Annotated in this window: 17 protein-coding genes; 14 read left to right on the top strand and 3 right to left on the bottom strand. The window is 66.0% G+C overall.

Annotated features, from left to right (window positions below; genetic code table 11):
• On the top strand, positions 1-1,691 hold a 1,691-nt coding region (locus PCK14_RS14325; protein ID WP_269939175.1), incomplete at its 5' end, for an HNH endonuclease signature motif containing protein.
• 59 nt (positions 1,692-1,750) lie between these two features.
• Here the strand turns inward: PCK14_RS14325 and PCK14_RS14320 are convergent.
• Positions 1,751-3,853: a DUF4439 domain-containing protein gene (locus PCK14_RS14320; protein WP_269939174.1), complete on the bottom strand. Its 2,103-nt coding sequence runs from the start codon at positions 3,851-3,853 to the stop codon at positions 1,751-1,753.
• 169 nt (positions 3,854-4,022) lie between these two features.
• Between PCK14_RS14320 and rimP the strand changes: the two genes are divergently transcribed.
• The 5 genes from rimP to rbfA all read left to right on the top strand — a co-directional run bounded on the left by rimP (position 4,023) and on the right by rbfA (position 9,684).
• Positions 4,023-4,652 (top strand): ribosome maturation factor RimP, encoded by a 630-nt coding sequence (gene rimP / locus PCK14_RS14315; RefSeq protein WP_442864732.1) that lies wholly within the window; start codon positions 4,023-4,025, stop codon positions 4,650-4,652.
• Positions 4,653-4,655: 3 nt separating this feature from the next.
• Positions 4,656-5,627 carry a transcription termination factor NusA gene (gene nusA / locus PCK14_RS14310; RefSeq protein ID WP_269939173.1) on the top strand — a complete coding sequence of 324 codons (972 nt, stop codon included), beginning with the start codon at positions 4,656-4,658 and terminating at the stop codon, positions 5,625-5,627.
• Between the two features lie 154 nt (positions 5,628-5,781).
• Positions 5,782-6,063, top strand: coding sequence for a YlxR family protein (locus tag PCK14_RS14305; protein WP_269939172.1), 282 nt, complete (start codon positions 5,782-5,784; stop codon positions 6,061-6,063).
• Positions 6,064-6,238: 175 nt separating this feature from the next.
• Positions 6,239-9,142, top strand: a complete 2,904-nt coding sequence (gene infB / locus PCK14_RS14300) for a translation initiation factor IF-2 (protein ID WP_269939171.1) — start codon at positions 6,239-6,241, stop codon at positions 9,140-9,142.
• Positions 9,143-9,246: 104 nt separating this feature from the next.
• Positions 9,247-9,684, top strand: a complete 438-nt coding sequence (gene rbfA / locus PCK14_RS14295; protein WP_333474360.1) for a 30S ribosome-binding factor RbfA — start codon at positions 9,247-9,249, stop codon at positions 9,682-9,684.
• A gap of 156 nt (positions 9,685-9,840) precedes the next feature.
• Here the strand turns inward: rbfA and PCK14_RS14290 are convergent, their stop codons facing one another.
• Positions 9,841-10,950, bottom strand: a complete 1,110-nt coding sequence (locus tag PCK14_RS14290; RefSeq protein ID WP_269939170.1) for a ScyD/ScyE family protein — start codon at positions 10,948-10,950, stop codon at positions 9,841-9,843.
• A gap of 231 nt (positions 10,951-11,181) precedes the next feature.
• Positions 11,182-11,961 (bottom strand): hypothetical protein, encoded by a 780-nt coding sequence (locus PCK14_RS14285; RefSeq protein WP_269939169.1) that lies wholly within the window; start codon positions 11,959-11,961, stop codon positions 11,182-11,184.
• A 123-nt stretch (positions 11,962-12,084) separates the two neighbouring features.
• On the opposite strand from PCK14_RS14285, the gene truB reads away from it, so the two are divergent.
• The 8 genes from truB (at position 12,085) to PCK14_RS14245 (ending at position 19,613) form a co-directional block, all read left to right on the top strand.
• Positions 12,085-13,074 (top strand): tRNA pseudouridine(55) synthase TruB, encoded by a 990-nt coding sequence (gene truB, locus PCK14_RS14280; protein WP_269939168.1) that lies wholly within the window; start codon positions 12,085-12,087, stop codon positions 13,072-13,074.
• Entirely contained in the window at positions 13,071-13,496 is a 426-nt protein-coding gene (locus PCK14_RS14275; RefSeq protein WP_269939167.1) for a hypothetical protein, read from the top strand. The genes truB and PCK14_RS14275 overlap by 4 nt, the downstream gene beginning before the upstream one ends.
• Positions 13,493-13,915, top strand: coding sequence for a hypothetical protein (locus PCK14_RS14270; RefSeq protein WP_269939166.1), 423 nt, complete (start codon positions 13,493-13,495; stop codon positions 13,913-13,915). Before PCK14_RS14275 ends, PCK14_RS14270 begins: the two co-directional genes overlap by 4 nt.
• On the top strand, positions 13,912-15,108 hold the full coding sequence (locus PCK14_RS14265; protein WP_269939165.1) for a GNAT family N-acetyltransferase: 1,197 nt from the start codon (positions 13,912-13,914) through the stop codon (positions 15,106-15,108). Before PCK14_RS14270 ends, PCK14_RS14265 begins: the two co-directional genes overlap by 4 nt.
• 67 nt (positions 15,109-15,175) lie before the next feature.
• Positions 15,176-16,117: a bifunctional riboflavin kinase/FAD synthetase gene (locus PCK14_RS14260; protein ID WP_269939164.1), complete on the top strand. Its 942-nt coding sequence runs from the start codon at positions 15,176-15,178 to the stop codon at positions 16,115-16,117.
• A gap of 83 nt (positions 16,118-16,200) precedes the next feature.
• Positions 16,201-16,584, top strand: coding sequence for a VOC family protein (locus PCK14_RS14255; RefSeq protein ID WP_269939163.1), 384 nt, complete (start codon positions 16,201-16,203; stop codon positions 16,582-16,584).
• Positions 16,585-16,746: 162 nt separating this feature from the next.
• Positions 16,747-17,016, top strand: a complete 270-nt coding sequence (rpsO, locus tag PCK14_RS14250) for a 30S ribosomal protein S15 (protein ID WP_269939162.1) — start codon at positions 16,747-16,749, stop codon at positions 17,014-17,016.
• A gap of 356 nt (positions 17,017-17,372) precedes the next feature.
• Positions 17,373-19,613, top strand: a complete 2,241-nt coding sequence (locus PCK14_RS14245) for a polyribonucleotide nucleotidyltransferase (RefSeq protein ID WP_269939185.1) — start codon at positions 17,373-17,375, stop codon at positions 19,611-19,613.

The following is a 19,613-nucleotide window of genomic DNA, read 5'->3' as shown; positions in this document are numbered from 1 at the left end:
CCGAGACCCTGGAGCTGGTGGAGGAATCCTTGGTGGACACCGCACGGGTGCAGGGCCCGGATTTTGTGCGCACGGTCGGGAACCAGATCCTGGGCCATATTGACCCTGACGGGCACAAGCCCAGCCACGCGGAACTGCTCGCGAAACAAGGATTGTTCTTCCACCGGCCCCGCAACGGGCTGATCAGTTTCCACGGGGCCGTGACACTTGTGCAGCATGAGGAACTCATGGCCGCCCTGGACGGGTTCACCAACCCCAACAAACACAAAAACATCGACACCATCAACACCAACCCAACCACCACGGACGGCGGCGGGGCTGGCAGCGAGGTTGATGGCTGTGCGGGGCAACCGAGCCTGTTGGACGGCCTGGGCGCTGTGGCCGGGTTGTTCCCCTCCACCGCCACGGCGACGGCACAGCCAGGCCCACCAGCGGCCGATTGCCCGGAACCCGGCCGTCCCCGGTGGCCCGAACCACCAGAGGATGCGGGAGCACCCGCTGCGGCAGAGGAAGCGGACCCGCCAGGGCCACCAGATGATCCAAAACCACCGGATGGTGCGGACATGCCGGATCCAGCCATGACGCTGGTGCAGTCGGAGCCGCCGGATGCCCCGGAGCAGCCGGACCCTCCAGGGCCAGGAATTGCTGCCGGCGAGCCTGCTGGCGGGGGTGGCGTCACTGCTGGTGTGGGGTGGTGGGGCCGACGGCTGGAGCCGTGGGAGATCCCTGCCCGGCCCCCGGAGGCACCGGAGTATGCGACACCACCGGTGTATGAGGGCCAGGACTGGTTCTGGCTCCCCACCGAACCCGCCACCCACGGCTGGACCACCCCCACCACCAACAACAGTGACTTCTTCGACATTTTCGAAGACGCACCGACCCGGTGGCCGGTGACCCACCGGGACGACACCTTCAACATCTGGCAAGACCACACCGCCGCCAACGCCCTGGCCACCACCCTGGCCGCAACAAACACCGGGGACACCAACGGTGCCATGGATATCGGGGATGCCTGTGAGGCCCGGGTGGAGCAGACCCTGGCCGGGCTGGATTCGATCGATCCGGCCAGCACGGACCCGGCGGTGAAGGACACCCGCACCCGCGGGCAGCAACTGCTGGAGGGGCTCATCTCCTGCGTGAAGCTGGCCTCCCGCACCGGGAAACTGCCCCGCAACGGCGGCCTGAAAGCCCAACTGATCCTCTCCTGCTCCCAGACCGAACTGGAGAAAGCGTTTGCGCCCGGCGGGGCAGGGACCATCAACACCACCTTCAACGGGCCCCTGCCGCTGCGCCTGTTCGACACCGCCCTGTGCGATCCGGAGATCACCCGGATCGTCTACGGCCAAGGCCAGGAAATCCTCAACGCCGGCCGCACCCAACGCCTCTTCCTGCCAGCCCAACGCCGCATCCTGTACGCCCGGGATTTGGGCTGCTCCTTCCCGGACTGCACCAGTCCGGCCACCTGGACCGAAGCCCACCACATCATCCCCTGGCAGGCAGGCGGGGAAACCAGCGTTGAGAACGGCTGCCTGCTCTGCAGCCACCACCACACCCTGCTCCACACCAGCGACTGGAGCATCCAGCTCATCAACGGCACTCCCTGGTTCACCCCACCCTGGATCATCGACCACACCCAAACACCACGCCGCAACACCTACCACCACGGCCTCACCCCACAACAACACCCCTAACCACCACAACGGAAAAGGGCCCCGATCCACAGATCGAGGCCCTCACCAACGTCATTGGACTACGGCTTCATCCCCGCCAGGGGCCCAACCGTTCCGCCCCAATAGAGCTGTGCTGCCGATGAATCCAGCAGCCACGCCACGGACATTTGACGCAGCAGACCATTGTTGGCGGCCTGAACGTCCGAAGCCGCCGGCTGCACCTTTTCAACTTCGGAGCTGGAAGCCGCGGCCGAGGCGACCGGGCGGGCGCTGGCGGACGACTCGCTGACCGCCGGTACTTCTGCGGCTGCAGGTGTGCTGAGCGCAGCGAGGTCGGCATAGATGGCGCCCAGCTCGGCTTCCAATCCGGCCAGTGCCGGTGCGGGAGCTGACGTGAACGATGGATCCAAGGCGAAACCGGCCACAGGAACGGCGAGCGGCAGGCATCGGACCGTGAGCTCGGCATTCAGCAGGTCCAGCTTCTGCTGGTGCCGCTGCAGCATTTCCGAGGCCCTGCCAAACTGCGGTTCCGCGAAGCGCGTGGTCGCCACTTGATATGCGTAGACCGCCTTTTGCTCACCATGGGCAGCCGCGACCAAGGCTGAATCGACTGTGACCCCGGGCCGGGGATCCAAGGTTGAACTGCACTGGGGGCCGGACGGCTGCGGGAAGTTGACTCGCGCTGCGCTGAGTTCCGACGCGGCAGGAGCGCTGCCAATTGCCGACCCCAGCTGCTGGCCCTGCAAGAGCTGGCTGGTGCCTGCAGCGGCAAAAACCCGGCCCATGGCCTGGTCCGCAGACGCAGCGTTGTTCAACAGTTCACTTCCGCTGGCTTTCAAGCCGATCACCAAGCCTGACACGGATGCGGATGCGGATGCAGCCGCAGTTGCCGAGGTCGTGGAAACGGCCGTTGCTGGTGGCAGGCCGTTTCCGAGCGCTGCCGCCTGGGCGGCCAGATCTGCTGCCGTCTTGCCCAGCGCCTCCTGCAACTTTGGCGTGGACGTGGACTTGCCAAGCTCCGTGGCCTGGACCAGAAGTGCAGTAGTCCGCTCCCACGCAGCCTGTCGATTCACCTCGGTGCTCGACGGCCCAACAACGTCATCCTTCTGCCCGGCCAGCACCGTTCCTGTGGCGGCCACGACCACCGCAATCACCAGAAGGACAAGCAACCCCTTGACCATTGCCGCGAAGCTCTTCCGTTCCCCGGCTGGCTTGGCCGGCTGGGTCGTGGCGGTGGCGGTGGCGGTGGCGGTGGCGGTGGCGGTAGCCGTGGCCGGGCTGTCGGCGAAAGCAGAAGCGGCAACGGCGGCCGGACCGGATTCCCTGGTCTCTGCTTCGTTTACGGCTTTCTCGGAAGGTTCGACGCCGGGCACGGCCCTCTGCTCGGCAAGTCGCCTTTCACGTCGCGACAGCGGCGCTGCGTCCTGGGCTTCAGTCGGAGTGGGTTCGCTGGCGTCGCTGTCTGCATCTGCTGCTGGCTCGGGATCCTCGTGGTTGGTTCCGGCGTCAGCGCTTTCTTTGGAGTTATCGGGAGATTCGGGAGCGTCCGTTTCCGGGGCTTCCTCGTCCGCCTCAGCGCTCTCGGAGACGGTTTCGTGGCTTCCGTCGACAGGCAAGGTCGCAGATGCAGTGGATTCTGCGGTGTCTGCTTCTGCGACCGGCTCGGGATCCTCGTTCTTGTTTCCGGCGTCTGCATCGGCGGGTGCATCGGAGTCATCGTGAGACGCGGGAGCATCCGTTTCCGGTGCTTCGTCGGAATCCGCCTCTACCGGCTGAGGTTCGACAGATTCGTCGGTCTCTGCGACGGCATCGTCAATCTCGGCAGCTGATTCGGCGTGGGTCTCGGCAGCTGAGTCGGCGCGTGTCTCGACGGCGTCGACTGAAACGCTCTCACCCGGGCCGTCCTCGACGGCACCGCACTCGACTGTCCCTGCTTCTGTGTCCCCGTCCTCGGCGGGGGAGTGCCCGGCGTCGTCCATGGAAAGTGGGGTGCGGGGGGAGGGGACCACCATGCCGTCGGCGCCCACGGTCAACAGGGCAGGCGCCGCCTTGGCCGAGCTTGCCGGGGCGCCCGCAGGAGCCGTGGCTCGGCGCGGGCCCTTGCGGGGATTCCGGGTCTTTTTGTCTCCGTGGGACGCGGTGTTGGAGGTGTCGGCGTCAGGCGGGGAAAGTGGGTTGGTCACAACTGTTGATCATCTCATGTTCGCGCTATACAGTGCACACTGTCAGGGCCGTGGTGCCCGGAACAGGGCGTGGTGCGTTCAGGCTCACACCCGATCCGGTCTGCGGCATGAAGCGAAACTCGGTAGGCTGTATAACTACAACATCATCAATAGGGAGGCGTGCGTTTTCATGACCAAGCCAGACAGGCCAAAAGTGGCCGCACGCTCAGGGAACAGGCCAACGGCCATGGATCCCGTCGCTGAAGCCGCCCGGCTCCATGCGCTCCTGGCCCCCACCGTGGCCGCCGCGGACCTGTACCTGGAAGAAGTCAAGGTGCACTTTGCCGGCTCCCACAGGACCGTCTCGGTAGTCGTTGACCTGACCGAAGACCAGGCAGGCGGGGTTGGCCTCGATGCCATTTCCGCCATCTCGCGTGAGCTCTCCGACGTGATGGACACCGATCCCCACGACGACGGCAACGCCTACGACCTGGAAATTTCCTCCCCCGGCGCAACCCGCCCGCTGACCGAGCCCCGGCACTGGCACCGCGCCCTGGGCCGCATGGTCAAGGTCAATGCCTCGGACCGCGAGAACTTCATGGGCCGCGTCTTGGCAGTGGAAGAAGACGGCATACTGTTCCGGCCCGAGCTGCCGGTGAAGAAGGGCATGAAAGCCAAGCAGGGTGAGCCGGAGAAAATCGCGTTTGCGGTGATCCGCCGTGGTGTTGTTGAACTGGAATTTGCCCGCCTGGACGAGGCGGAGCTTGATTTGGAATTTGAACCGGCCAGCGGCGACGCGGCTGATGGAGAGGGAAGCTGAGCTATGGACATTGATATGAGCGCACTGCGGGAACTGGAGCGCCAGCGGGAAATCCCCCTGGACAAGCTCATCCCCACCATCGAGCAGGCCCTGCTGATGGCCTACCACAAGTCGCCCGGCTGCCACGACCTGGCCCGCGCCGAACTTGACCGCAAAACCGGCCACGTCACCATTTGGGCCGCCGAGCTCGACGACGACGGCGCCGCTATCGGCGAGTTCGACGACACCCCCAAGGGATTCGGCCGCATCGCTGCCAGCACGGCACGCCAGATCATCCTGCAGCGCCTGCGCGACGTTGAGGACGACGCCGTGGTGGGCGAGTTCCGGGGCAAGGAAGGCCAACTGGTCTCGGGCCAGATCCAGCAGGGCAACAACCCCAACATGATCCAGGTCAACCTGGGTGCCGTTGAAGGCGTGCTGCCCCCGAACGAGCAGGTGCCCGGCGAGGACTACCGCCACGGCAACCGCATCCGCACCTTTGTGGTGGATGTGCACCGGGGCCTGAAGGGCCCCTCCATCACCCTGTCCCGCTCACACCCCGGCCTGGTCCGCAAGCTCTTCGAAATGGAAGTTCCGGAGATCGCCGACAACACCGTGGAGATCGTGGCGCTGGCCCGCGAAGCCGGACACCGCACCAAGATCGCCGTCCAAGCGAACAAGGCCGGCGTCAACGCCAAGGGCTCGTGCATCGGTGAAATGGGCTCGCGCGTGCGCGCCGTCATGACCGAACTGAACGATGAAAAGATCGACATCGTGGACTTCAACGAAGACCCGGCCGTTTTCATCGCCAATTCACTCTCCCCGTCCAAGGTGATTTCGGTCACGATCGTCGACGAGGCTGCACGCTCTGCCCGCGTGGTTGTCCCCGATTATCAGCTGTCTTTGGCCATCGGCAAGGAGGGGCAGAACGCCCGCCTGGCCGCCAAGCTCACCGGCTGGCGCATCGACATCGTCTCCGACGCCGCGGCGGTTTAGGTCTGCGCCGTTGCGGCGCGGTAGAATAGAAAGACCCGGGCCCAAAACCGCCCTGACACCCAAAACACCTGAAGGCACAGCACCGTTGGCAAAGAAAGCAGTCTCAGCGCAGTCGGATCACACGACGCGCGAAACTGGTGGAGCCGGCACCGCAGTGCGGACGTGCATAGGGTGCAGGAAAGTGGGGGACCGGCAACATCTGGTGCGGCTGGCCAGGACAACCATGGACTCTGGTGAAACAGGGGCCACGGTGGACCTGCGACGCCGCCTGCCTGGCCGGGGAGCATGGCTGCACCCCGATCCGGAATGTTGGAAGCTGGCGATCAAGCGCCGCGCCGTTGGCAGGGCCCTCCCGGGCGTCGTCAACGTGGGCGGCGTCGAAGCGTTTGCCGCCAACGAACTGCCACTCGTGGCGGATCCCGATATACGAACCTAATTGTCCCTTTGTGAAAGCGGGTCAGAAAACCGATGGAAACCCGATGAGTACCCAGCGATGAGTGCCCAAAAATGAGCATCTTTGTGCTCTCTCATACCGCCCATTCCGACGTGGAATGTTGCAGTAAGAATTAAACGGTTCGTACCTGTCCGGTGCGGGCCGAGACAGGAGTAATGTGGCCAAGGCCCGCGTACACGAGCTTGCAAAAGAGCTCGGCATCACCTCAAAAGAAGCAGTCAGCAAGTTGCAGGAGCTCGGCGAGTTCGTCCGCTCTGCATCATCGACCATTGAGGCCCCCGTCGTGAAGAAGCTTCGCGACGCATTCCCCATGGCAGCAGGCGCTGCCGAATCCAAGCCTGCAGCTGCGCCCGCCCCGGCGGCAGCAGCCCCCAAGGCTCCGGCTCCCCAGGCTGAGGCAGCCGCTGCCCCGGCAGCACCCGCAGCAGTGCCCGGCCCCAAGGCAGCCACCCCGGCCGCCAAGCCCGGCGCCAAGGCAGCACCGGCCGCTCCGGCGCCCGTTGCCGAAGCTCCCGCCGCAGCGGCAGCACCCGCTGCGCCTGCCCCGGCAGCAGCAGCGAAGTCTGCTGCACCCGGAGCCCCGCGCCCCGGCAACAACCCCTTCGCCACGTCCCAGGGCATGCCGCGCTCCGGCGCGCGCCCCGAAGGCCGCAGCGAAAACCGTAACGAAAACCGCAGCGACAGCCGCGCACCCCGTCCGGCCGGCGCCGGCAACGCGGCTGGTGGAGCAGGGCCCCGTCCCGGCAACAACCCGTTCGCAACCTCGCAGGGCATGCCCCGCCCGGGCGCACCCCGCACCCCTGAAGCCGGAGCAGGCGGCCCCCGTCCGGGTGGCCCCCGCCCCGCTGCAGGCGCAGGTGGACCCCGTCCCGGCGCTCCGCGTCCGGCCGGTGCCCCCGGTGCAGGCGGACCCCGTCCGGGCGCTCCGCGTCCCGGCGGACCCCGCCCCACTCCCGGCATGATGCCCAACCGCACCGAGCGCCCCGCTGCGCCCGGCCGCGGAACCGACCGCCCCGGTGCTCCGGGTCGCGGCCGTCCAGGTGCTCCCGGCGCAACGCCGGGCGGCACTCCCGGTGGAGCTCCCGCCGGTGGTGGCTTTGGCAAGGGCGGCCGCGGACGCGGCGGCACCCAGGGTGCCTTCGGCAAGGGTGGCGCAGGTCGTGGCAAGCAGCGCAAGTCGAAGCGTGCCAAGCGCCAGGAACTGGAGCAGATGAGTGCTCCTTCGCTGGGTGGCGTAACTGTTCCCCGCGGAGACGGCAGCACGGTCATCCGACTGCGCCGCGGCTCCTCCATCACCGACTTCGCCGACAAGATCGAGGCGAACCCGGCAGCACTGGTCACCGTGCTCTTCCACCTGGGCGAAATGGCCACGGCCACGCAGTCCCTGGATGAAGACACCTTTGCCCTGCTGGGCGAGGAACTGGGCTACAAGGTCCAGGTTGTCTCCCCCGAGGACGAAGAGCGTGAACTGCTCAGCAGCTTCGACATCGACTTCGATGCCGAGCTCGAAGCAGAAGGCGACGAGGATCTCGAGGTCCGCCCGCCGGTTGTCACGGTCATGGGTCACGTTGACCACGGTAAGACCCGCCTGCTGGATGCCATCCGCAAGTCGGACGTTGTTGCCGGCGAGCACGGTGGCATCACCCAGCACATCGGTGCCTACCAGATCGAACACGAGCACGAAGGCACCGACCGCCGCATCACCTTCATTGACACCCCCGGCCACGAGGCGTTCACCGCCATGCGTGCCCGTGGTGCCAAGGTCACCGACATCGCCATCCTGGTTGTTGCCGCGGATGACGGCGTCATGCCCCAGACCATTGAGGCACTCAACCACGCACAGGCCGCCAACGTGCCGATCGTGGTTGCCGTGAACAAGATCGACAAGGAAGGCGCCAACCCGGAGAAGATCCGCGGCCAGCTGACCGAGTACGGCCTGGTTCCGGAAGAGTACGGTGGCGACACCATGTTCGTGGACGTCTCGGCCCGCAACGGCATCAACATCGAGGAACTCCTCGAAGCTGTGCTGCTGACTGCCGATGCCGCCTTGGACATGCGCGCCAACCCGAACAAGGACGCCCGAGGCATTGCCATCGAAGCGAACCTGGACAAGGGCCGCGGTTCCGTGGCCACCGTCCTGGTCCAGTCCGGTACCCTGCACGTCGGTGACACGATTGTTGCCGGCACCGCACACGGCCGTGTCCGTGCCATGTTCGACGAGAACGGTGACGTCATCTCCGAGGCCGGACCTTCACGTCCGGTCCAGGTCCTGGGTCTGTCCAACGTTCCCCGTGCAGGTGACACGTTCTTCGTCACCGGCGACGAGCGCACGGCCCGCCAGATCGCTGAAAAGCGTGAAGCAGCCGACCGCAACGCCGCACTGGCCAAGCGCCGCAAGCGCATCAGCCTGGAAGACTTCGACCAGGCCGTCGCTGACGGCAAGGTTGACACCCTTAACCTCATCCTCAAGGGTGACGTGTCCGGTGCCGTCGAGGCACTGGAAGACTCGTTGCTCAAGATCGATGTTGGCGAAGGCGTGCAGCTGCGCGTCATCCACCGCGGTGTGGGTGCCATCACGCAGAACGACGTCAACCTGGCCACGGTGGACAACGCCATCATCATCGGCTTCAACGTCAAGCCGGCCGAGCGCGTTGCCGAACTGGCTGACCGCGAGGGCGTTGACATGCGCTTCTACTCGGTCATCTACGGCGCCATCGATGACATTGAGCTTGCACTGAAGGGCATGCTCAAGCCCGAGTACGAGGAAGTTGAACTGGGTACCGCGGAAATCCGCGAAGTGTTCCGTTCTTCCAAGCACGGCAACATTGCCGGCTCGATCGTCCGCTCCGGCATCATCCGACGCAACACGAAGGCACGTGTGCTTCGTGGCGGCAAGGTCATTGGCGACAACCTCACCGTTGACTCGCTCAAGCGCTTCAAGGATGACGCAACCGAAGTCCGCACCGACTTCGAGTGTGGCATCGGCCTGGGTTCGTTCAACGACCTGCAGACCGAGGACATCATCCAGACCTTCGAAATGCGCGAGAAGCCGCGCGCATAGCGAAAGTACGGGCCGGCTGGGCGTCCACTTGGGCGCCCAGCCGGCTTTTTGTTCCCTAGGATGGTCTCAACACCATTCCGCATTCCACTTTCAAGGAGTACACAATGGCTGATTCAGCCCGCGCGTCCAAGCTGGCCCAGCGCATCAAGGTTGTCGTGGCCGAGGGCCTGCGCTCCAAGGTCAAGGATCCCCGTGTCGAGGGCATCACCGTCACCGATGCGCGCGTCACCAACGACCTCCAGCACGCCACGATCTACTACACGGTCTTCGGCGACGAGACCGCCAACAGCGAAGCCAAGATTGGCCTGGAGCGCGCCAAGGGCGTGCTGCGCGCCGAAGTTGGCCGCAACATCACAGTCCGCCTGACCCCCACGCTGGAGTTCATCGCGGACGAGATCCCCGAGAACGCTTCCAACCTGGAGGCCCTGCTGCGGGTTGCCAAGGAACGCGACGCCAAGCTGGCCGAGCTCTCCGCCAACGCCGAATTTGCCGGCGAGGCCGACCCCTACAAGGCTCCGGCCGACGAGGACGAAGAAGCCTAGGCTTCAGTCCACTTTTTAGGCCCGACGGCGGCCGGGAACCTTTCATTGCGAAATGTTTCAGGCCACTTTCCCCCCCCCCGGGCGCCCGGCAACCATTACTGCCCCCTGGTGCCCGCCCGCCGTCGTATTTTTTTGCCTTCTGCTCCGGGGCCGGCGTCAGCGCAGGCCCATCCTGACCAGGCTGCCTCCAGTCTGTTCATTGAGCGCGTTGGTCAGGGCTGCCATGGTGGTGCCGCTGATCTCCACGTCGGAGACCATGGCGGCCGGCAGCACGTTGGTGGCCTTGCCGTTCTTCAGGACACTCACGCCGTCACCGAAGAGCTGCGCCACGTAGACATTGTTGGTGCGGTCCACGGCAATTCCCGTCGGTGCCAAAAGGCCCTGGGCAAGCAGCTGCGTTGTGCCACTGTTCAGGTTGGTCCTGTAGGCCTTGCCCTGTCCCAGTGCCTCGCCCGGGACGCCTGGCAAAACCGTGTAGTACAGCCACTGCCCGTTGACTTCAACATCGGTCGGGACGGCCTGCGAATAGTAGTTCAGACCCATCATGCACTCGGGAACTGCCATGCCCATCTCGGTGGCGATGGCCACAAAGGCCGCGTCGATCACAACAGGTTCCGCAGGCAATGCGCGCACCAGCTTGACGCGCCCGGAATCACTGACATGCAGGAGGGCATTGGCTCCGGCATCGGCCACGTACACGCCGTTGCTTGCCGGGGCGGAGGCGTAGGGATGGGAGAAGACTTCGCCCAGGGCCTGCAGGTAGGGTGCCTGTGCAAGGCACTCCGGAGCCGCGTCCCGCACCCCGTAAACGGTGCTTCCGTCGGGGTTGTTCTGCCCCTCAAAGACGCTCAGATCCGCAATCTGGCGGATGTTGCCGCCGTGGTCCATGGCCATCAGGCGGGCCGGCAGCAATTCCGCGCCGGGCTCCGGACCCGCGCCCTGGTCATTGTTGAAGTAGTAGGTGGTGCCATTGGCGTACGAAACGCCGGCGATCTCCTGGCCCGGCGCATTGACGAGCGTGGTCTTGGCGCCCGACGCCGAAAAGCTGCTGAGCTGCCCGGCGAAGGATTCGGCAACCAGCAGGCTGCCCCGCGGTCCGAAGGCCACCTTGAGCGGGCTGATGAGCCGGCTGGCAACCTCCGTCACGGGGGAGGGGTGGTGATTGCCATGCCCCGGCCTGTTGCCGGATTGGGCCAGCGCCGGCCCGGCTGAAACGGTCAATGCAAAGGTGCAGGCGGCAGCAATGGCCGCAATTCTGTTCCTCATGGGTGTGCTCCCTGATGGGATGGCCCGGTGATGTCGGGCGGTAAATAGGGTGCCGGCCCGGGCTTTTTGCCCGGGCCGGGCGGCCTGCCGCAAGGGCGAATCGGATGGCTGTCCCCCAGAACCTGCATTCGTCAACGGCCGCGGCAAACCTTGGGAATCGTTTGCCGCAGATGCGCCAAGCCTAGGACCGGGCTGTCGGGGAGGTCAACGATGGTTTTTGGCACGCGGGAACTAGTTGCCCCAGACCACCGGGTTGTCGCGGAACTTGTTGTCCTTGTAGCTCTCATAGTTGAAGCTGGAATCGTCGTAACTGGCGCTCGTGACGGCATCGCCCGCGGGGGCCAGGAACACCGAGCACGTGGTCTTCGTGGAGCCCACCGCGTAGCTGAACGCGTCGCCGTCGCCCTCGGTGTCGAAGTCGGTGGAGTCGCACTGGTCCATCGATCCAAACACGATCAGCTTCTGCGCCTCGGTGCCGTCCTTGAGGTGGCCCTGGACGCGGGGGTCGCTGATGCCTGCAGAAGGCTTGTTCAACGACGTCAACACCAGGTCCGTGAAAACGTAGTACGGGACCTGGCCGGCAAACTTGGCGGCATCCTTGAACTTGGCCAGGTCTGCCTCGCTGCCCTGGACAATCTTGGTGACCTTGGTCTCGTAGGTGGCTTCCTTGTAGTCGGCATCGCCGCTCTTGCCACTGTTGCTGTGGGTGTAGGCAACCTCGCCGAGCTTCAGCTTGGTGCCGGGCTCCGTCAGCTTCCCGGCGGCGGCGGGCTTGGCCGCATCCGACGCCGGTGCGGCACTGGCGGGCGAGCTGGCATCCCCGCCGCCGCGTTCCCCGGAGGTGGCCGAACCATCCGCAGCTGCGGAGCTTTGCGGGGCCGGCGGGGCAGAATCGGAGGACTTGGCCCCTCCGGCTCCGGGCAGGCAGCCGGTCAGGGCCAGGGCGAGGGCCGCGGCCACGCCGAGTGCGGCGAGGGGGCGCTTGGGGCTGGCAACTGCTGTGTGCTTCATGGTTCTCCGTTGGTGATGTGTCGGCGCTGGTTATTCCAGTCAATAGACTAATTGCCGGCCGTTCCTGCCGCGATGGGCACAACTCACCATGGGGGAGGGCGGGGAGCAGATATACTTCAAAGCGTGCTTTCTGGACTGGTAATTGTAGACAAACCGCAGGGATGGACCAGCCACGACGTGGTTGGCCGGATGCGAAGGCTGGCGGGGACCCGAAAAGTGGGCCACGCCGGCACCCTGGACCCCATGGCCACCGGCGTCCTGGTGGTGGGCATCAACAAGGCCACGCGCCTGTTGACCTACATTGTGGGCACCTCAAAGACCTACCAGGCCACCATCCGGCTCGGCGCCTCCACGGTCACCGATGACGCCGAGGGCGAGGTTACCTCCACCACCCCCACCGACGCCGTCACCGACGAGGCCATTGAGGCCGGCATCGCCGCCCTGCGCGGCCCCATCGAACAGGTCCCCAGCAGCGTCAGCGCCATCAAGGTCAATGGCGAACGCGCCTACGCCCGGGTCCGCTCCGGCGAGGACGTCAAGCTTGCCGCCCGGCCCGTGACCATCCACAGCTTCGACATCCTGGACATCCGCCGCGGCACAGTCGCCCCCTCGGGGGAGACTGACGGCGTGCAGGGAATGGCCGACGGCGCCACGTACGTGGACATTGACGTCACCGTGCGCTGTTCCTCGGGAACCTACATCCGCGCCCTTGCCCGGGACCTCGGTGCCGGACTGGGCGTTGGCGGCCACCTCACGGCCCTGCGCCGCAGCGCCGTTGGCCCCTACAGCCTGGAGCAGGCCCGCACCATCGAGGAGCTGGCCGGGGAATTGCGCATCCTGGACATTGCCGACGCCGCCCGCGCCCTCATGCCGGTCCGCGAGCTCACGGCCGAGGAAGCCATCGAGCTGTCCTTTGGCCGCCGGATCCCGGCCAGCGCCGAAGGCACCCACACGGCCGATGCGCCCGCGGCCGCGTTCTCCCCGGACGGCACCCTCGTGGCCCTGCTGGCCGACGCCGGCCGGCACGCCAAACCCATCCTCGTCTTCCCGCCGGACCCCGAGCCGGCAGCCAAGGCCGAAACCGCCGCCGCGCCGGCGGAGGATGCCCAGTGACGGTTGACGGCTGGTTCATCGCCGGCGCCATCGTCGGGGTGGCCTCCACCATCGTGTGCTTCGTTGCCGCGGTGATGAAGAAGAAGCCCAACGACATCACCATCCTGGCGCTGGCCGCCGTCGAACTTTTCATCCTGGTCTACGCAGTCGCCTCGGCCATTCGGCTGGCCGGGCCCGGATCGCTGGTTGGCGAGGCCTGGGAGTTCTGGGGCTACATGTTCACCGCTGCCATGCTGCCCGTGGCCGGCTTCTACTGGGCCATGATGGAACGCACCCACTGGTCCAACTACGTCATGGGCGCCGTGGGCGTCACTGTGGCCGTCATGGTGGCCCGCATGGCCCAAATTTGGTACGGCACCGCGGCCCAGATGCCCGCCGCCGCACACGCACTGCTTCCCCTACAACTTGGACTTGGACTATGAGAACCACTGAACGGGCCGCCACGGCCCCGCACGGACGGACCACAGGCGCCGGCCGGCTCCTGATCACCGTGTACGCAATCTTCGCCGTCTCGGCCACGGCTCGTGCCGGCTACCAGATTGCCACCCAGTTTGCCGACGCCCCCGTGGCCTACCTGCTCTCGGCCTTCGCCGCCGTGGTCTACATTGTGGCCACCATTGCCTTGGCCAAGCCCGGCCACCGCTGGGCGCTCGTGGCCACCGCTGCCATCTGCGTCGAGCTCCTGGGCGTGCTGGTGGTCGGCGCGCTGAGCGTGTTCGACCCCGCTGCCTTCCCGCACGCCACCGTGTGGAGCATGTTCGGCCGCGGCTACGGCTTCGTGCCCCTGCTGCTGCCCATCATTGGCCTCATCTGGCTCTACCGCCACCGGGACGCCAAATGATGACACAGGAACAGACCCTGGTCGATCCGCGCCTGGGCGGCACCCCCACCCTGCTGCGCCGCTTCACAGCGGCTGACGCCCCGGCGTTCGCCGCCATCAACCGCGACCCCCTGAACGTGAAGTGGGCCGCCTCCGAAGCCGAGATGGACACCGCGCGGGCCGCTGAGCTCATCGACGGCCACATCGCCGCCGGCTGGACAAGCGGCAACCAGCTGCGCTTCGCCGTCGTCGAACAGCACGACGGCGCCGAGGAAGTCATCGGCACCGTCAGCCTGCAGGACGTGTTCTCCACCGACGGCGGGGGATCGGCCAGCGTCGGCATCAAGATGCTGCCGGCCGGGCGGGGCACGGGAAGTGCGGCGCGCGCCATTGAACTTCTGTGCACCTGGGCCTTCGAGGGCCTCGGCCTGGAAATCCTGCACTGGCGCAGCACTGCCGGCAACGACGCCAGCACCGGGCTCGCCGCCCGCAGCGGCTTCGGCCAGGCGGCACACATCCCCGGCTACGGGCATGTGGACGCCAAGGTCTCCGACGGCGTGATCCTGAGCCAGACCGCCGCACAATGGGCCGCCCGTGGTGGTGCCCCGGCGCCGGCCGCTGAACTGGACCCGGAACCGGTCATCCCGGTGCTGCGCGGTGACAAGGTGGTGCTGCGGGCCCTGACCATGGCCGACGCGCCTGTGCTGGTGGAAAACTGCATCAACGACGAGGCGGTCCGCTGGACCACGGTGCCGCTGGGCTACACCCTGGACCACGCCGAATTCTTCATCAAGGAGTTCACCCCCGACGGCTGGAAGAGCGGGAAACTACTCACCTTCGCCGTCGCCGACCCCGCAACTGACATGCTGTTGGGCACAATCGACCTGCAGTGCAAGAAGCCGGGGGCTGCCGCGATTGGCCTGAACTTCGGGGAGCACGCACGCGGCACCGGCGCAGCCGAGGCGGCCATGCGCCTGCTGCTCGACTACGCCTTCAACCAGCTCAACGTGCAATGGGTGCACTGGCATGCGCTGGTGCCCAACTGGGGCAGCCGCAAGCTGGCCTGGAAGCTTGGCTTCCACTTCGACGGGCAGCTGCGCGGCGGCTACGACGACAGGGGAACACCCGGGGACCGCTGGGTGTTGTCCCTTGCGGCGGGCGAGCCGCAAACACCGCAGGAGCCGTGGACCGGCCCGGCGCCCGTCAACAGGTAATCTTTAGAAGTCGCGGCAACCCCGCAGTTTGCCGGACCCACGCAACGCAACGGATGAGGAAGTAGCAGTGCACATTTGGAACTCCCTGGCCGAGGTTCCCCGTGACTTTGGCCCCTGCGTGGTCACCCTTGGCAACTTTGACGGGCTGCACCGCGGGCACCAGGAGGTCCTGGCCCAGGTGCGTGCAGAGGCTGCCGCCCGAGGCGGGCGCTCCGTTGCACTGACCTTCGACCCGCACCCGGCCCAGGTCCACCGCCCCGAGACAGCGCCCGCCCAGATTATGGGCCTGGCCGACAAGCTCGCGGCCATGGCCGCCCTGGACCTGGACGGCGTGCTGGTCATGCCCTACAGCCTGGACTTTGCCCAGCAGACCGCGGAGGAATTTGTCCGCAGCGTGTTCGTGGACGGCCTGCGCGCCTGCGCCGTGGTGGTGGGCCACGACGTCCGCTTCGGCAAGGGCAACTCCGGCGACCTGCAGACCATGGTGGACCTCGGCGCCGAACTTGGCTTCGACGTCGTGGTTGTCAACGACGAGGGCCACGACCGCCGCTGGTCCTCCACCTGGGTGCGCGAGGCCCTGACCAAGGGTGAGGTGGACACAGCGGCGCAGGTCCTGGGCCGCAACCACACCATGAGCGGGGAAGTGGTCCACGGCGCCGCCCGCGGCCGCGAACTGGGATTCCCGACGGCGAACCTGTCACCCGATGCGTGCGGCAGCATCCCGGCCGACGGTGTCTACGCCGGCTGGCTGACGGACGCCCATGGCCACCGCTGGCCGGCCGCCATCTCCGTTGGCTCCAACCCCACCTTCGTGGGCGTGTCCCGCCAGGTGGAGGCCTATGTCATCGACCGCCCCGAGGAACCCGTGGAGGCCTTCGACCTGTACGGCCAGCACGTGGTGGTCGAGTTCGTGCGGCGGCTGCGCGGCATGGTCGCCTACACCGGCCCCGAGGCGCTCATTGAGCAAATGCACCACGACGTGGTCGAGGCCCGCACCGTCCTGGCCTGAAAAATGACGGCCCGGACAGGTCCTGCCCGGGCGCGCCGGACGTAAAATGGGAGGGTTCCATTTCCCATCGAGGATGGCATCCCATGTCACTTTCATCCAGCCCGCTGACAACCATCATTCCCGTGACCGACGGCGAGAGGTCCCGGAAGTTCTACGAGGATTCCCTGGGACTTCCGTTCCAGGGCCAGGCCATGGACGGCAACCTGGTCTTCACGCTGGCCGGGGACGGATCCCTGGCCCTGTTGAGCGACCCCGCGGCCACCCCCTCCCCGCACACAGCCGCCAGTTTCGAGGTCCACGACATCGCCGCCGTCATCAGCGAACTCGGCAGCAAGGGCGTGGTCTTTGAGGACTACGACCTCCCGGACCTCAAGACAGTGGACCATGTCTGCATCCTGGGCTCGGAGCGGGCCGCCTGGTTCAAGGACCCCGACGGCAACATCCTGTGCCTCCACGAGAACTCCTGACGGGCCGCCGCACCCCCGCTTCGACAGAAGCGCACTCTCTGGACTAAACTGAAGGTTGGAATCCGGCTGCAGTCCGTGGTGGCTGGATTCAACTGTGTTCGCGCCGGGAAACCGGCGTTCGGAAACAGCTCACATGTTCACGGCACATCATAGGAGTTACTTGTGGCACTTGAAGCCGCTGTAAAGCAAGAAATCATGCAGGCATTCGCAACCAGCGAAGGCGACACCGGCTCACCTGAGGTTCAGGTTGCAATGCTTTCGCGTCGCATCTCTGACCTGACCGAGCACCTGAAGATGCACAAGCACGACCACCACACCCGCCGCGGCCTGATGGCCCTGGTTGGTCGCCGTCGTCGCCTGCTTGGCTACCTCAAGGACACGGACATCACCCGCTACCGTGCGCTCATCGAGCGTCTCGGCCTGCGCCGCTAGTCATGTGACTTAAAGGCGGCCTTCCCCTACTGCGACACTTGTGTCGCACGGAGCGGGAAGGCCGCCTTTCACAGTGTAGGAACCTATATTGTGAAAGAGTGGGCGGCCCCGTCGGGGCTGCGCACGCCCCTGCCGCCAATGGGCGCAGCCGACGCATCCACGCATTCGCGGTCCTCGGTAGTGGCCTCCGGGAAGAAGCACAACGTTGCTTCCATGCCCGTGGGCCTCGATCGAAGACCGGGTGTCGTACAGAGAGCCACAGCACGATCCGGTGGTGTCCTGGGACGGATGCGCAGCTGTTTCCGGCAGGGTTCAAACGAAGAACATCTACGAAGGAAATGGAGGTGACTCTTCTTATGGAGGGTCCCGAGATTCAGTACGCAGAGGCCGTTATCGACAACGGCCGCTTTGGCAAGCGCGTCATCCGCTTTGAAACCGGACGCCTTGCCCAGCAGGCAGCAGGTGCTGCCATGGTCTACATCGACGAAGACACCGTTCTGCTGTCCGCCACCACGGCCGGCAAGCACCCCCGCGAAGGCTTCGACTTCTTCCCGCTGACGGTTGACGTTGAAGAGCGCATGTACGCAGCCGGCCGCATCCCGGGCAGCTTCTTCCGCCGCGAAGGCCGTCCCTCCACGGAGGCCATCCTGGCCTGCCGCCTGATGGACCGCCCGCTGCGCCCGGCATTCGTCAAGGGCCTGCGCAACGAAGTCCAGATCGTTGTCACGGTCCTGGCAATCAACCCCGACGTGCTCTACGACGTGGTGGCCATCAACGCCTCCTCCATGTCCACGCAGCTCTCCGGCCTGCCGTTCTCCGGCCCCATCGGCGGCGTCCGCGTTGCCCTGATCGACGACGGACAGGGCCCGCAGTGGGTTGCCTTCCCGAAGCACTCCGAGCTGGAAAACGCCGTGTTCAACATGGTTGTGGCCGGCCGCATTGCCGGTGACGACGTCGCCATCATGATGGTTGAAGCCGAAGCAACCGACAACTCCTGGAACCTCATCAAGGAACAGGGCCACCAGGCCCCCACCGAAGAGGTCGTTTCCGAGGGCCTCGAGGCTGCCAAGCCGTTCATCAAGGCCCTGTGCGAGGCACAGGCAGACCTGGCAGCACGCGCCGCCAAGCCCACGGTTGAATTCCCCGTTTTCCTGGACTACGAGGATGACGCCTACGCAGCCGTCGAGTCCGCAGCAGCCACCAAGCTGGCCGCCGTGTTCTCCATCGCCGACAAGCAGGAGCGCGACAACGCCTCCGACGCGCTCAAGGACGAGACCCTGGCCGCCCTGGCCGGTGCCTTCGAAGGCCGCGAGAAGGAGCTGTCCGCAGCATTCCGCTCCGTGACCAAGCAGGTCATCCGCCAGCGCATCCTCACCGAGCAGATCCGCATCGACGGCCGTGGCCTGACGGACATCCGCCAGCTCACCGCCGAGGTTGAGGTTCTTCCCCGCGTGCACGGCTCGGCCATCTTCGAGCGTGGCGAAACCCAGATCATGGGCGTCACCACCTTGAACATGCTCAAGATGGAACAGCAGATTGACTCGTTGAGCCCCGTAACGCGCAAGCGCTACATGCACAACTACAACTTCCCGCCGTACTCCACCGGTGAAACCGGCCGCGTGGGCTCGCCCAAGCGCCGCGAAATCGGCCACGGCGCCCTGGCAGAACGCGCCATCGTGCCCGTGCTGCCTTCGCGTGAAGAATTCCCCTACGCCATCCGCCAGGTATCCGAGGCACTGAGCTCCAACGGCTCAACCTCCATGGGTTCCGTTTGTGCCTCGACCCTGTCGCTGCTCAACGCCGGTGTGCCCCTGAAGGCACCGGTTGCCGGCATCGCCATGGGCCTGGTTTCCGACCAGGTTGACGGCCAGACCCGCTACGCGGCCCTGACCGACATCCTCGGCGCCGAAGATGCCTTCGGCGACATGGACTTCAAGGTTGCCGGCACCGCCGAGTTCGTCACGGCCATCCAGCTGGACACCAAGCTCGACGGCATCCCCGCCTCCGTCCTGGCCGCCGCACTGAAGCAGGCACGCGAAGCACGCCTGCACATCCTGAGCGTCCTGACCAGCGCCATTGACGTGCCGGACGAGCTCTCCGAGTTCGCGCCCCGCGTCATCGCGGTCAAGATCCCGGTTGACAAGATCGGCGAGGTCATTGGGCCCAAGGGCAAGATGATCAACCAGATCCAGGAAGACACCGGCGCCGACATCTCCATTGAAGATGACGGCACGGTCTACATCGGTGCAACGAACGGCCCCTCGGCCGACGCTGCCCGCTCCGCCATCAACGCCATTGCGAACCCGCAGGTCCCCGAGATCGGCGAACGCTACCTGGGCACGGTCGTGAAGACCACCACCTTCGGTGCGTTCATCTCGCTGACCCCTGGCAAGGACGGCCTGCTGCACATCTCCGAGCTGCGCAAGCTCTCGGGCGGCAAGCGCGTGGACAACGTTGACGACGTGGTTTCCGTCGGCCAGAAGATCCAGGTGGAAATCACCAAGATCGATGACCGCGGCAAGCTCTCCCTCTCCCCGGTTGTTGCCGAGGACGAGGACGCCGTCGAAGAAGCAGCTACCGAAGGTGCTGCTGAATAA

The sequence above is a fragment of the Arthrobacter sp. HY1533 genome (genome assembly GCF_027568515.1).
Classification (GTDB): Bacteria; Actinomycetota; Actinomycetes; order Actinomycetales; family Micrococcaceae; genus Specibacter.
This window is presented reverse-complemented; position numbering and strand designations above follow the sequence as displayed.

Excerpts from the sequence above, each read along its gene's own strand:
- rimP (WP_442864732.1), top strand. The coding sequence starts at position 4,023 with ATGACCAAGCCAGACAGGCCAAAAGTGGCCGCACGCTCAGGGAACAGG.
- nusA (WP_269939173.1), top strand. The coding sequence starts at position 4,656 with ATGGACATTGATATGAGCGCACTGCGGGAACTGGAGCGCCAGCGGGAA.
- rbfA (WP_333474360.1), top strand. The coding sequence starts at position 9,247 with ATGGCTGATTCAGCCCGCGCGTCCAAGCTGGCCCAGCGCATCAAGGTT.
- PCK14_RS14290 (WP_269939170.1), bottom strand. The coding sequence starts at position 10,950 with ATGAGGAACAGAATTGCGGCCATTGCTGCCGCCTGCACCTTTGCATTG.
- PCK14_RS14285 (WP_269939169.1), bottom strand. The coding sequence starts at position 11,961 with ATGAAGCACACAGCAGTTGCCAGCCCCAAGCGCCCCCTCGCCGCACTC.
- PCK14_RS14270 (WP_269939166.1), top strand. The coding sequence starts at position 13,493 with ATGAGAACCACTGAACGGGCCGCCACGGCCCCGCACGGACGGACCACA.
- PCK14_RS14265 (WP_269939165.1), top strand. The coding sequence starts at position 13,912 with ATGATGACACAGGAACAGACCCTGGTCGATCCGCGCCTGGGCGGCACC.
- PCK14_RS14255 (WP_269939163.1), top strand. The coding sequence starts at position 16,201 with ATGTCACTTTCATCCAGCCCGCTGACAACCATCATTCCCGTGACCGAC.
- PCK14_RS14245 (WP_269939185.1), top strand. The coding sequence starts at position 17,373 with ATGGAGGGTCCCGAGATTCAGTACGCAGAGGCCGTTATCGACAACGGC.